Source organism: Peribacillus sp. ACCC06369 (assembly GCF_030348945.1).
Taxonomy (GTDB): domain Bacteria; phylum Bacillota; class Bacilli; order Bacillales; family DSM-1321; genus Peribacillus.
Genome location: NZ_JAUCEN010000002.1, coordinates 5,300,183 through 5,311,979, shown reverse-complemented (window position 1 = coordinate 5,311,979; position 11,797 = coordinate 5,300,183). Strand labels below are relative to the sequence as shown.

Below are 11,797 nucleotides of genomic sequence, written 5' to 3'. Positions count from 1 at the left end.
GGGAAAAGTTTTGAAAAAATGGCTCTTATTTTTCCTTATGGCAACAATGACTTTAACTGGTTGTAACATGAATGAAGAGGACAGCAAAACCCAGCCGAATCCTGATAAAGAAGTGACGGGCACTTTAGGAGAAGATCCGGATGTGCTAGTAACGAACCTGCATATCCCATGGTCGATTCAGAAGGAAGGGGACACAATGTATGTCTCAGAGCGGACAGGAACCATCGTAGAATGGGACAAGGGTAAGATGACACGGCAAAAGGTCAACCTTAAAAAGACATTGTCTACAAAAGCGGAAGCTGGGTTACTTGGATTTTCGTTAACTCCCGATTTCGCTAAGAGCAGGCAAGCTTTCGCCTATTATACGTATGAAGAAGGCAGGGAATCCATCAATCGAATCGTCATTTTACAAAAAGATGATGATAAATGGCAGGAGATGGAGACCTTGATCGATGGCATACCAAGCGGGGAATTCCACCATGGTGGCCGAATCAAGGTTGGACCGGACGATAAGCTATATGCAACAACAGGTGATGCAAGAAAGCCGGAGATCGCACAGGACATAGATTCTTTAGGCGGGAAGATTTTGCGCATGAATCTGGATGGCACCATTCCGAAAGATAATCCTTTTGGGAACTCATACGTCTATTCATACGGTCACCGCAATCCACAAGGTCTGGCGTGGGATGAAGTCGGACAATTGTATGAAAGTGAGCACGGCGATTCGGCTCACGATGAATTAAATAAGATCGATCCAGGTAAAAACTACGGCTGGCCAGAAATAGAAGGCGATGAGCAAAAACCTGGTATGGTAAATCCATTGATTCATTCCGGTGAAAATACATGGGCTCCTTCTGGAATGGCCTATTTTGACGGAAAGCTTTATTTTGCAGCATTAAGGGGCGAAGCGCTTAAGGGTTATGATGTACAGAGCGGAAAACTGACTAATATCATTACGGGCTCAGGAAGGATACGTGATGTTTTCGTAGATGGAGAATCCCTTTATTTCATAAGCAACAATACGGATGGCCGAGGAAATCCTGATGAAAAAGACGATAAGCTATATCGTTTGCCACTATCTCGGTTAAAAGGAAATATGCCCTGAAGTTATCAATGCGAAGGCGCTACAAGTCGGAGACGAGGTGTTTGTGAATCATGATAACACCGTTTCGAATGAGGTTGTCCAAGATCCATTGCATTATATTTAATATTAAAGATGATTCTTCAATCTCTCCCGGAAGCCTCGCTTTTAATAGCGGGGTTTCATTTTTTATATGGCCTCGAAGCATCGACCACAAAGAGCATGGCCCCCATTTGACCCAACCTCACGAGTAAAAGCGTGAACCTCACGAGTAAAAGCGCGAAATTCACGAGTAAAAGCGTGAACCTCACGAGTAAAAGCGCGAAATTCACGAGTAAAAGCGTGAACCTCACAAGTAAAAGCGCGAAATTCACGAGTGACGCCCAAATTCACGAGTAAAAGCGCGAAATTCACGAGTAAAAGCGTGAACCTCACAAGTAAAAGCGCGAAATTCACGAGTGAAATCCGGAACCTCACGAGTAAAAGCGCGAAATTCACGAGTAACGCCCAAATTCACGAGTAACGCCCAAACTCACGAGTAAAAGCGCGAAATTCACGAGTAACGCCCAAACTCACGAGTAAAAGCGTAAACCTCACGAGTAAAAACTCCAAATTCACGAGTAAAAGCGTGAAATTCACGAGTAAAAGCGTGAAATTCACGAGTAAAAGCGTGAAATTCACGAGTAAAAGCGTGAAACTCACGAGTAAAAGCGTGAAATTCACGAGTAAAAGCCGGAAACTCACGAGTAAAAGCGCGAAATTCACGAGTAACGCCCAAACTCACGAGTAAAAGCGTGAAACTCACGAGTAAAAACTCCAAATTCACGAGTAAAAGCGTGAAATTCACGAGTAAAAGCGTGAAACTCACGAGTAAAAGCGTGAAATTCACGAGTAAAAGCGTGAAACTCACGAGTAAAAGCGCGAAATTCACGAGTAACGCCCAAATTCACGAGTAAAAGCGTGAACCTCACAAGTAAAAGCGCGAAATTCATGAGTGAAAGCCGGAACCTCACGAGTAAAAGCGCGAAATTCACGAGTATTCGCACGAAATTCACGAGTAAAAGCGTGAAATTCACGAGTAACGCCCAAATTCACGAGTATTCGCTCCATACTTCCAAGTAAAAGCATGAACCTCCTGAATTTTGTCCCGGAAGCAATAAAGAAGCTGATGAAACAGTATGCATACAATTATTTTCGTTCATCAGAAGGCTAGACATTTCTAATGAATAGGTGTATAGTTACCTAGGTAACTAATTTACAGGAGGAATACCTTTGTCCTTTAATAATGGTTTTTTTCATCATAACTTACAATTTTCAAGGTCATTTACTAAAAAATTAAATGAACAATTGGCCAAGGTTGATCTTTTTCATTCCCAATGGTCGATTGTATATTATCTGAATGAGTTTGGTTGTTCTACGCTTGTTGAAATAAGCAATTATCTAGATGTGGAGAAACCGACCGTAACGAGGACGGTAAACCGGTTGGAGGAACTTGGTTTGATTGAACAAATCCCAGGAAAAGATAAGCGGGAGCGGAGAATACAGTTAACGGAGTCAGGTGTAAGGACTTATCAAAAGGCCAAAAAGGTAGTTGAAGAATTTGAACTTCAATTAATGAGCGGTTTGGCTGAAGAGGATCGAGAGGCAACGTTACGAACGTTGATTTTCCTGAAGGAAAAATTAAAACAATAGTAAGGAAGAAGGATTGAAATGAATCACAAACCGAAATTGTGGACGAAAGACTTTCTGATTGTCTCGTCTGCGAACTTTTTTCTATTTTTAACTTTTTATGTCTTGATGGTGACATTGACCATTTACACGATTGATAACTTTCATGCGTCGCAAGCACAAGCGGGACTTGCCTCAAGTATTTTTGTCCTCGGGGCTGTGCTTGTCAGACCGATTGCAGGGAAAAAAATTGACAAGATCGGCCGCAGAAAAATGTTGCTTGGATCCTTGATTCTATTCCTGATCGCATCCATTGGCTATTTCCTGGTTAATAGTTTATCCCTCTTATTGATCGATCGGCTTATTCACGGTTTTGCTTTTGGCCTTGCCACTACGGCAACTGGAACAATTGCTGCAGATATCATTCCAAATGAGAGACGTGGGGAAGGGACAGGTTACTTTGCCATGAGTACTAATTTGGCAATGGCGTTCGGTCCGTTTATTGGATTGCTGATCACACAGCATTTTAGTTATTCCATCATTTTCTATGCTGCCTCTTTATTTGCCGCGTTTTCTTTAGTGGCATCGTTATTCATGAATGTTCCTGAAGGAGAAAAAGGCAGAGCTTCACAACAAGAAGGATTTAAAATTAGTGATTACTTTGAAAAAAAAGCTCTGCCCATTTCCATTTTTATCGGATTTGCCGGATTTACCTATTCGAGCATTTTGTCGTATTTAACATCTTTTGCAAAGGAAATGGATTTAATGGATGCGGCAAGTTTTTTCTTTGTCGTATTTGCTGTATTCCTTTTGGCGTCCCGTCCGTTTACAGGAAGAATGTTTGATGTGAAGGGGGAGAATGCAGTCATTTATCCTTCGCTCTTACTATTTGCCGTGGGTATGGTCATTCTCAGCCAATCCCATCATGGTATTACGCTTCTGATTGCCGGTGCCTTTATCGGAGTGGGATATGGTACGTTCCAATCAAGTTGTCAAGCCATTTCCATTAAGGAAGCACCATCAAATCGGATGGGATTAGCCACATCCACGTTTTATACAATGTACGATTTTGGAATCGGTGTTGGCCCATTCCTTTTGGGATTCCTTATTCCATTTACCGGCTTCAAAGGGTTGTTCATAGGAATGTCTGTCTTGGCATTCGCTCTTATAGGGATTTACTTTTTCGCACATGGTAGAAAAGCCGCGGCAAGAAAGAAAATGCAGCGGGAAGAACGCTTGTCTGCTTAATTTTTTGAATATGCATGTATGAAATAATCAAAAATGGGGATGCTTATATTATGATTGATTTTCCAAAGTATCCCCCTTTTCTCCGCCTGTAATCCACAGGCGTTTTTTTTATGCCATAAACAAAAAAACCGCCTAATTGGCGGTTTCTTTAAAATTTATAGGTCCATAATCGTTCTTTGCGGATCCAGTCGAGAAAATCAGCATCCTGATTTTCGAATTTCTCTTTCCAATCGATCACCATTGCCTGCGTTTGCGAACGGTGGGCAGTGAATGTAGCTACCTTTTTTTCTTCGACGGCGGAGATATCATGGATGATGTCAGGCTGCCCTAACTCATCGATGCAGTTATTGGAGAACGCGACACAATGAAGTTTAGGTCTCTCTTTCTCTTCCATTCTTTCCACGGCCCGAACCACAGCCCGTGCTGTCGCTTCATGGTCTGGATGGACACTGTATCCTGGATAAAACGTTATGATCAATGAAGGATTCAATTCATTGATGGCTTCGGTAAATAATGAAGTCAGCTTTTCATCATCTTCGAATTCAATTGTCTTATCACGCAATCCAAGCATGCGCAAATCTTGGATGCCCATCGAATTTGCTGCATCGATTAATTCTTTTTTGCGAATTTTAGGGAGCGATTCCCTTGTTGCAAATGGAGGATTGCCTAAATTACGTCCCATTTCTCCTAAAGTTAAACATAAATAGGTGACAGGAGTGCCAGCTTCTCTATGGAGTGCCAGCGTTCCGGAGACCGAAAAGGCTTCATCATCGGGATGTGGGAATATAACTAATACATGACGTTCTTTTTCCAAGGTATATTTCTCCTTCCGTTCTACTTACAGTAAGTATGGTTATCGGTGAATGGGAGTTTTCATCGGAATTATATTATACATATCAAGCTAGTCGTGATCATTCAAAGGGAGTAGGGCTGAGCTGCATGGAGACAGCAAGTTTTCCGGAAAAATCAAGGCCTGCCAACAGCAATCTCCCTTGTTCATCCATTTCGAAGTGGTTGACGCCTTCAGCATATACCCAGCCAATATTGAGCTTCAAGCCGATGCGGTAGGGTCCATCCCCAACTATCTTCCCATGTTCATACTGGATAAAAGCATTACGAATATAAGCACCTGCCGAAAAGAAAGCTTCATCTACATGAGTGGCATAGGCGCCATTTGTCGTTTCAAGGTGAAGATATACATCTTGTCCGGCGAAAGAATCAATAGCATTTTGCACCTCTGTACGGTCTATAGGTTTCATTCTATAATTTCCTCCTTAACTGGGCGGCTAGATAAGCTTTTCCTTCTTTTCATTCTACTAAATAAAAACAAAAAAAGCGAAAAAGGCCGCTCGATGAATTTGAGCAGCCATTAAACTTTGGTCTATTATTTTGTGTTTTCAGCATTTCCATATTTATGGTATGCACCATGATTGACAGGTCCAACATAGTCATTCATCTTCCAAGAATGGCGAACCGCCTCGGTAATGAAGTCTTTTGAAATGAGGACAGCCTCACGCGGACTTTTCCCTTCAGCCAATTGAGCTGCAATGGCTGCTGACGATGAACAGCCGGCACCGTGTGTATTGGTTGTTTCGATTTTCTCGGATTCAAGGATCTCAAATTCTTTTCCATCATATAAAAGGTCGATTGCTTTGTCATAATCCAGTTTATTACCGCCTTTGATCAAGACATATTTTGCACCAAGTGCATGAATCTTTTCGGCTGCACCCTTCATATCATCGATCGTTTTGATAGGCGCTGTTCCTGCTAACTGAGCAGCCTCGAACAGGTTAGGCGTAACTACAGTTGCACGTGGAACAAGTAGTTCACGCAGGGCTACAGCCGTTTCAGGGTGCAATACTTCATCTTCACCTTTACATACCATAACTGGATCGATTACGACTTTGTCCAGTTTCAACTCGTCTATTTTACGGGCAACAAGTTCAATGATCTCCACTGATCCAAGCATTCCCGTTTTCATGGCATCAATGCCGATTGATAGAATCGTTTCGATTTGGGCTTCCAAAACCTCGACCGGTGTAGGGAATACATTATGTGACCAGCCGTTCTTGGGATCCATCGTAACGATTGTCGTTAAGGCGGACATACCGTAAACGCCGAATTCTTGAAATGTCTTTAAATCTGCTTGAAGACCCGCGCCGCCGCTCGAATCCGATCCGGCAACTGTCATAGCTCTTTTCATAGTCATTATGTGACCTCCTCAGGAGAATTGGATTTCGATATTATCAGCATACCAGATAATATGCTATTTTTAGAATATACCAAAATTTCTTTTATGTAAAACTTAGTTTTCACCCTAAAATGAGTGCCTATAAGAAGGAGATGGAATGGCCTCGCATAAGCCATTTTTAAAATTGAAATAATACATGGATTTCAGGAAATTGGATAGATGGGCCGCCTGCTTTTAAGCTTTGAATCCTATTTTCCATCTTTTGATATACAAAGCAAAGTTTGTGAAAGTGTCATTATTTTGAAAATTGATTTAAAATATTTAAATATAGTGGACATATTTATTATAGCTTTACCGTTGGATGCTAGATTAAACCCCAAAAAGGGAGGGTGATTCGTATGGAGTGGACAATGTTGCTGTTAGCTGGTGGGAAATCAAGCCGTATGGGAGTGAATAAGGCCCTGTTGACCATAGGTGGCGTTGTGAACATTTCAAGAGTGGCATCCGTATTGAAAAAGGTATCAGAAAACATTCTGGTCATTACGAATACATTTGAAGATTATCGTTTTCTGCAACTTCCGTTAATACCGGATTTACATAAAGATCAAGGACCACTTGGGGGATTGCATGCAGGGATGGCCTCCTCGAAAACGGAGCTCCAATTCCTTACAGCCTGTGATATGCCGTTTGTGAGTGCAGCTGCCATAAATGATATCATATCCTATTATGAACCCGAATTCGATGCTGTCATTCCGGAGATAAATGGCAGGATTCAGCCGCTTTTTGCTGTTTATCATAAAAGATGTCTTCCTGTACTGACAGAATGTTTATTGAAAAACGAATTAAAAATGAGTCTATTTTTGGAAAAGATTTCGGTGAAAATCATGAAGGAAAGCGATTTTAAGATATATCATGAAAATCCTGAACATTTTCAATACCTTTTTTTCAATATGAATACGAGGGAAGATTATCAAGAGGCAGGTTATATTAGCCAAACCGAATTATATATAAAGGATGGTAGAGATGAATTATAAAATTTCAAAAGAGCCGATTGTCATCCAGGAAGTGATTGATAAAGTAGTAGAGAGGAATGCAGGTGCCGTCACGACCTTTATTGGTACAGTGAGGGAAATGACGAAAGGAAAAAAGACCCTCTTCTTAATTTACGAAGCATATGAACCGATGGCCATCAAGAAATTAGAGCAAATCGGATCTGAGATCAAGGAGCGTTGGCCTGATGCGGAAACGGCGATCACCCATCGTGTAGGTAAACTTGAAATCACGGATATCGCAGTCGTAATTGCCGTTAGTACGCCACATCGAAATGATGCATATGAGTCAAACAGGTATGCAATTGAAAGAATTAAAGAAATCGTCCCGATTTGGAAAAAAGAACATTGGGAGGATGGGGAGACATGGGTCGGAAACCAGTTGGAAACCGTTTCATATCCAAAAGGAAAACCGGAAGAGGTGGATATCGATGATTAATGTACTTTTATTTGCCCAATTGAAAGATGCGTTAGGCAAAGAGACTCTTTCTATAGAAGGAAATGGAATGAGTGTGGCCCAGCTAAAAGGAAAGATGAGGGTGGAATTTCAATTGGAAGGTCTTGAATCCGTGATGACAGCGGTCAATGAAGAATTTGCCGACGATGACACGGTTCTATCTGATGGAGATACAGTAGCTTTCATTCCACCTGTCAGCGGAGGCTGAGAGAATCGGATCGAATTGGAGGGGAGGGTTTACAGTGAAAGAGCGTTATTCAAGACAGACTTTATTCGCCCCCATTGGTGAAGGCGGCCAATTGAAAATCTTGAAGAAGCATGTCTTACTTCTAGGGGCAGGGGCTTTGGGATCTGCTAACGCCGAGGCCCTTACTCGTGCGGGAGTAGGGAAGCTTACGATTGTCGACAGGGATTATGTGGAGACTAGTAATTTACAGCGCCAACAAATGTATACGGAACGGGATGTCGAGGAGAATCTGCCAAAAGCAGAAGCGGCAAAGCGTCATTTATTTGAAATCAATCATGAAGTTGAAGTGAATGCCATCATCATGGATGCAACCGCCCAGAACCTTGAACAGCTGCTTGGTGATGTTGATTTGATATTGGATGCGACCGATAATTTTGAGACACGGATGATTATAAATGATTTGTCACAAAAGCTTCAAATACCTTGGATTTATGGGGCATGTGTGGGGAGTGTGGGCATGACTTTGACCATTCTTCCCGGACAGACGCCATGTTTGCACTGTTTACTTAAATCTATCCCCATTCAAGGAATGACCTGTGACACAGGAGGAATCATATCGCCAGCTGTAACGATGGTAGTGGCACACCAAACTGCCGAAGCTTTGAAAATCCTTGTTGAAGACTGGAAATCGGTTCGACCTGCACTTGTTACTTTTGATCTGTGGAGGAATCAATACCAAACCGTTCGATTATCAAAAGCTAAAAAGAAAGATTGTCTCTCTTGCGGAGATCAGAGGACATATCCCTTTTTAACTATGGAAAACGCAACGAAAACTGCGGTTCTTTGCGGAAGGGATACTGTACAGGTAAGACCGCCAAAACCTTTGAAACTTCAACTCGATAAATTAGCCAAGGAACTGAATGGCAGCGGCTATTTGGTAAAATTCAATCCATTTCTACTCTCTTGTGAAAAAGCCGGGGAACGTATTGTCATTTTCAAGGATGGCCGGGCGTTGATTCACGGCACGAAGGACATGGTCCATGCAAAGGCCACGTACCAAAGAATTCTGGGTTAATGAATATAAAAAACGAGGCTGCCGATTAAGGAGCCTCGTTTTTTATGAATCATAATAGGGTAATGGTTTTCGGGTATTAGTGTGTAACCCCGCTTTTTTCTTATTTGGAAGCAACGATGACGACTTTTCCTTCGTCAAGCACTTCCTCGTAACGTTCTGCCTCCATATCACTAAGGCCAAGGTTGCTCATTCGATTACGAAGTTCATCTCCGCGTGATTTAAATAGATTTCCAACGGAATCAAGGAAACCCTGTTCCTTCATGCCTACATCTTCTGTATTTGTATTCTCGGTAAGGTGTTTTGAACGGGTTTTATCATGGGCAAACAAATATACATCGTCCTTCGTATAACCTGATGTGACTAGTTCATCGATTTTTTCCTTTGCTTGTAAACCGTTTTCTACTACATGTACTTGATACATATAAACTCCTCCTTGAATTTCAGTGTAAGATTCTCTTGGATATAGGTAAATGGAATCTTGCTTATTACAGTTCTTGAATGGCTATAGTAGTATATAACCTTATTTGGTTACCGATAAACATTTATACCGAATTTATTCAGTAAGTGGTGAAGCGGAACACCTTCTGGATGCGGTAGGTCAAGTATTTGAAGACAGGCAGTTTCTTCTGATATTCACTGTAATCAACGGTGTATGTTCCATTTTGATTTGTCCATAGTCTTTGAAAATAGCTATCGACATCATTAGAAACGTCCGCATCATTTGGAGCATGGATTTCAACATTGGCTTCAAGGTTATAGTCATCTAGATTACGTGATGTATAATTAGCCGATCCTCCAAGAATAATCGTTTCATTAGCCTTTTGGATCATCATCAACTTTGTATGGAACTGTTCTTTATCTGTTTTGTACCAGCGGATCGAGATATTTTCATCCCCAAGTTTTTCGAATTCAGCGGCAACTGGAAGATTAGGAAGCCCGATTTTCTCACTTCCGAAAGCATTTTGATTCGGATCCAATATCATTTGGATCTTTACACCACGTTTAGCTGCATCGGTTAATGCTTCGACAACATCACGATCGGCAATGTAGAACATGGCAAGATGGATCTTGTCGCCTTTTTCTGCATCCTTTATTACTTTAAGGACATGTTTATTGATTTTTCCTTCCGTTAGCAATTGTACCGATATCGGTCCTTTATCTGCTGATGCCCCTTTGAACTCAGGAAATGACTTTGGACCTCCCGAGAATTTCGAAGCTGCTTCTTCGGCTTTAACAAAGTCGCCGATGATATTCCCATCCATCTGAAACGCAATATTGGAATGGAATCCACTTGCGTCATGAGGATTGGCAGAAGAGATGATGGCCGTTTTTTCGGTAGCGACCACTTTTCTATGATTGGCCTTAATATTCATCAGTCTAAGATAAGAACGAAAGGTGACCTTTGGTGCGCTTTTAGCCATTGGATTCACAATCCATCCTTTCCCGCTTTCACCGAACCATTGGAAAAAGGTCCGATACACACCTGAATAGAGGGGATTCGGATCCCGAAGCCGGTCTAAGTTGGTAACGATGACATCAATGCCATTTTTCTTCATCGTTTCCAATGCCTCTAACTGGTAGGCATTATAGGAAGTATTCACTTCATCAGTAATGAAGATAACCTGGAGGTCAGGTTTCTTTTTCTTCTGTTCAACCAGTTTATCCTTCAGATTCTCGGTTAACTTCGGGAAGTTCATCTTTTCATCATAAAAAGCATTAAACAAAAACATATCGATTACGATAAAAGAATCAGCGTCTTCTATGGCTTGATTTATGGTTTGGAAAATTCGCTGCTCATGTTGCAGATTCCCTTGTTCATCGTGATAGGAAAGGTCATAGATGAAATCAATATCCTCGACATGATGAACCTTCCCTTCATAAGAAATGCCATCAGGGAGAGGCTTGTAGCTGTTATAGACGATTACGGCCGTAATGACGATCAAAATGCAGACAAGCAGATAAAACAGTTTTCTTTTATACCATTTTTTCATAGGGAATCCTCCAACATGGATAAATTGCTTGCTAACTATCTATTTTCCCACATAGGGGTATATAGAAACATAAATCTTAATCTATGGAAAAAGGTAAGGCGATTAGTTTGATATAATATAGTTTCAAAAGGTTGAAAGGGGCTGTGGCACATGGAAAAGCAGTTATTAACAAATGATTGGTGGCCTCTATTGGAAGAGGAATTCAAAAAAACATATTACCAGGAGCTAAGGGAATTTATAAAGCAGGAGTACAGTCAGCAAGTCATTCACCCGGAACAAGATGATATCTTCAATGCGCTTCACTATACCTCTTATGAAGACGTAAAGGTTGTCATCCTTGGACAGGACCCTTATCATGGCCAGGATCAAGCGCATGGCCTTAGTTTTTCAGTTAAGCCGGAGGTTCGCATCCCGCCTTCTTTAAGAAATATCTTTAAAGAGTTACACACTGATCTAGGATATGAGGCTCCTGATAATGGTTACCTTGTTGAATGGGCGGGACAGGGGGTGCTTCTATTGAACACAGTCTTGACTGTCCGCGAGGGAGAGGCTCATTCACACCGAGGAAAAGGATGGGAAAATTTCACGAATCAAGTTATTCGCCTATTGAATGAACGTCCGAAACCGGTTGTATTCATCCTGTGGGGGAAACCTGCTCAATCCAAAATCCCTTTGATTGATGAAACCCGTCATAGAATCATTAAGTCCGTCCATCCTAGTCCGCTGTCTGCCTCCCGTGGTTTCTTTGGCAGCAAACCTTTTTCCAAAACAAATCAGTTGCTGGTGGAAATGGGGGAATCCCCAATTGATTGGAAAATCTCGAAGCGATGATATGGGCAAGAAAAAGGAA

General features: G+C 41.6%; 16 protein-coding genes. 8 read left to right on the top strand and 8 right to left on the bottom strand.

The annotated features are described in order from the left end of the window. The first annotated feature begins 10 nt into the window (after window positions 1–10). Complete coding sequence (locus QUF78_RS26970; protein ID WP_289327097.1) at window positions 11–1,105, top strand: PQQ-dependent sugar dehydrogenase; 1,095 nt, start codon at window positions 11–13, stop codon at window positions 1,103–1,105. A 165-nt stretch (window positions 1,106–1,270) separates the two neighbouring features. On the opposite strand, the gene QUF78_RS26965 is transcribed toward QUF78_RS26970, so the two are convergent. The 3 genes from QUF78_RS26965 to QUF78_RS26955 are packed head-to-tail and all read right to left on the bottom strand — an operon-like array spanning window position 1,271 to window position 2,157. Then, on the bottom strand, window positions 1,271–1,579 hold the full coding sequence (locus QUF78_RS26965; protein WP_289327096.1) for a hypothetical protein: 309 nt from the start codon (window positions 1,577–1,579) through the stop codon (window positions 1,271–1,273). A gap of 15 nt (window positions 1,580–1,594) precedes the next feature. Next, window positions 1,595–1,846, bottom strand: a complete 252-nt coding sequence (locus tag QUF78_RS26960; RefSeq protein ID WP_289327095.1) for a hypothetical protein — start codon at window positions 1,844–1,846, stop codon at window positions 1,595–1,597. Continuing rightward, complete coding sequence (locus QUF78_RS26955; protein ID WP_289327094.1) at window positions 1,843–2,157, bottom strand: hypothetical protein; 315 nt, start codon at window positions 2,155–2,157, stop codon at window positions 1,843–1,845. The genes QUF78_RS26960 and QUF78_RS26955 overlap by 4 nt, the downstream gene beginning before the upstream one ends. 196 nt (window positions 2,158–2,353) lie before the next feature. Here QUF78_RS26955 and QUF78_RS26950 point away from each other — a divergent pair, with 196 nt between their 5' ends. Together QUF78_RS26950 and QUF78_RS26945 are read left to right on the top strand one after the other, a co-directional pair. Further along, entirely contained in the window at window positions 2,354–2,773 is a 420-nt protein-coding gene (locus QUF78_RS26950) for a MarR family winged helix-turn-helix transcriptional regulator (RefSeq protein WP_289327093.1), read from the top strand. A gap of 18 nt (window positions 2,774–2,791) precedes the next feature. Beyond that, on the top strand, window positions 2,792–3,997 hold the full coding sequence (locus QUF78_RS26945) for an MFS transporter (protein WP_289327092.1): 1,206 nt from the start codon (window positions 2,792–2,794) through the stop codon (window positions 3,995–3,997). A 148-nt stretch (window positions 3,998–4,145) separates the two neighbouring features. Here the strand turns inward: QUF78_RS26945 and bshB2 are convergent, their stop codons facing one another. The 3 genes from bshB2 to pdxK form a co-directional block, all read right to left on the bottom strand. Continuing rightward, window positions 4,146–4,811 carry a bacillithiol biosynthesis deacetylase BshB2 gene (bshB2, locus tag QUF78_RS26940; RefSeq protein WP_289327091.1) on the bottom strand — a complete coding sequence of 222 codons (666 nt, stop codon included), beginning with the start codon at window positions 4,809–4,811 and terminating at the stop codon, window positions 4,146–4,148. Between the two features lie 97 nt (window positions 4,812–4,908). Next, window positions 4,909–5,256 carry a YojF family protein gene (locus tag QUF78_RS26935; protein ID WP_034315946.1) on the bottom strand — a complete coding sequence of 116 codons (348 nt, stop codon included), beginning with the start codon at window positions 5,254–5,256 and terminating at the stop codon, window positions 4,909–4,911. A gap of 125 nt (window positions 5,257–5,381) precedes the next feature. Next, window positions 5,382–6,206, bottom strand: coding sequence for a pyridoxine/pyridoxal/pyridoxamine kinase (gene pdxK, locus QUF78_RS26930; RefSeq protein WP_289314263.1), 825 nt, complete (start codon window positions 6,204–6,206; stop codon window positions 5,382–5,384). Window positions 6,207–6,586: 380 nt separating this feature from the next. Here pdxK and mobA point away from each other — a divergent pair, with 380 nt between their 5' ends. The 4 genes from mobA to QUF78_RS26910 are packed head-to-tail and all read left to right on the top strand — an operon-like array spanning window position 6,587 to window position 8,956. After that, window positions 6,587–7,222 carry a molybdenum cofactor guanylyltransferase gene (gene mobA, locus QUF78_RS26925; protein WP_289327090.1) on the top strand — a complete coding sequence of 212 codons (636 nt, stop codon included), beginning with the start codon at window positions 6,587–6,589 and terminating at the stop codon, window positions 7,220–7,222. Continuing rightward, the gene (locus QUF78_RS26920; protein ID WP_289327089.1) at window positions 7,212–7,676 is read left to right on the top strand and encodes a molybdenum cofactor biosynthesis protein MoaE; all 465 of its coding nucleotides are present in this window, start codon (window positions 7,212–7,214) and stop codon (window positions 7,674–7,676) included. Before mobA ends, QUF78_RS26920 begins: the two co-directional genes overlap by 11 nt. Further along, window positions 7,669–7,902, top strand: a complete 234-nt coding sequence (moaD, locus tag QUF78_RS26915) for a molybdopterin converting factor subunit 1 (protein WP_289314266.1) — start codon at window positions 7,669–7,671, stop codon at window positions 7,900–7,902. Before QUF78_RS26920 ends, moaD begins: the two co-directional genes overlap by 8 nt. Window positions 7,903–7,936: 34 nt before the next feature. After that, on the top strand, window positions 7,937–8,956 hold the full coding sequence (locus QUF78_RS26910; RefSeq protein WP_289327088.1) for a MoeB/ThiF family adenylyltransferase: 1,020 nt from the start codon (window positions 7,937–7,939) through the stop codon (window positions 8,954–8,956). 100 nt (window positions 8,957–9,056) lie between these two features. Here QUF78_RS26910 and QUF78_RS26905 read toward each other — a convergent pair whose 3' ends face one another. After that, entirely contained in the window at window positions 9,057–9,377 is a 321-nt protein-coding gene (locus QUF78_RS26905) for a YflT domain-containing protein (protein WP_289327087.1), read from the bottom strand. Window positions 9,378–9,513: 136 nt separating this feature from the next. After that, complete coding sequence (locus QUF78_RS26900) at window positions 9,514–10,947, bottom strand: phospholipase D family protein (protein WP_289327086.1); 1,434 nt, start codon at window positions 10,945–10,947, stop codon at window positions 9,514–9,516. Window positions 10,948–11,097: 150 nt separating this feature from the next. Between QUF78_RS26900 and QUF78_RS26895 the strand changes: the two genes are divergently transcribed. Then, window positions 11,098–11,778, top strand: coding sequence for a uracil-DNA glycosylase (locus QUF78_RS26895; protein WP_289327085.1), 681 nt, complete (start codon window positions 11,098–11,100; stop codon window positions 11,776–11,778). Window positions 11,779–11,797 lie beyond the last annotated feature (19 nt).

Bases quoted from the DNA above. Each gene is read 5' to 3' on its own strand.
- QUF78_RS26935 (WP_034315946.1), bottom strand. From the start codon at position 5,256: ATGAAACCTATAGACCGTACAGAGGTGCAAAATGCTATTGATTCTTTC.
- QUF78_RS26900 (WP_289327086.1), bottom strand. From the start codon at position 10,947: ATGAAAAAATGGTATAAAAGAAAACTGTTTTATCTGCTTGTCTGCATT.
- QUF78_RS26920 (WP_289327089.1), top strand. From the start codon at position 7,212: ATGAATTATAAAATTTCAAAAGAGCCGATTGTCATCCAGGAAGTGATT.
- pdxK (WP_289314263.1), bottom strand. From the start codon at position 6,206: ATGACTATGAAAAGAGCTATGACAGTTGCCGGATCGGATTCGAGCGGC.
- mobA (WP_289327090.1), top strand. From the start codon at position 6,587: ATGGAGTGGACAATGTTGCTGTTAGCTGGTGGGAAATCAAGCCGTATG.
- QUF78_RS26905 (WP_289327087.1), bottom strand. From the start codon at position 9,377: ATGTATCAAGTACATGTAGTAGAAAACGGTTTACAAGCAAAGGAAAAA.
- QUF78_RS26945 (WP_289327092.1), top strand. From the start codon at position 2,792: ATGAATCACAAACCGAAATTGTGGACGAAAGACTTTCTGATTGTCTCG.
- moaD (WP_289314266.1), top strand. From the start codon at position 7,669: ATGATTAATGTACTTTTATTTGCCCAATTGAAAGATGCGTTAGGCAAA.
- QUF78_RS26895 (WP_289327085.1), top strand. From the start codon at position 11,098: ATGGAAAAGCAGTTATTAACAAATGATTGGTGGCCTCTATTGGAAGAG.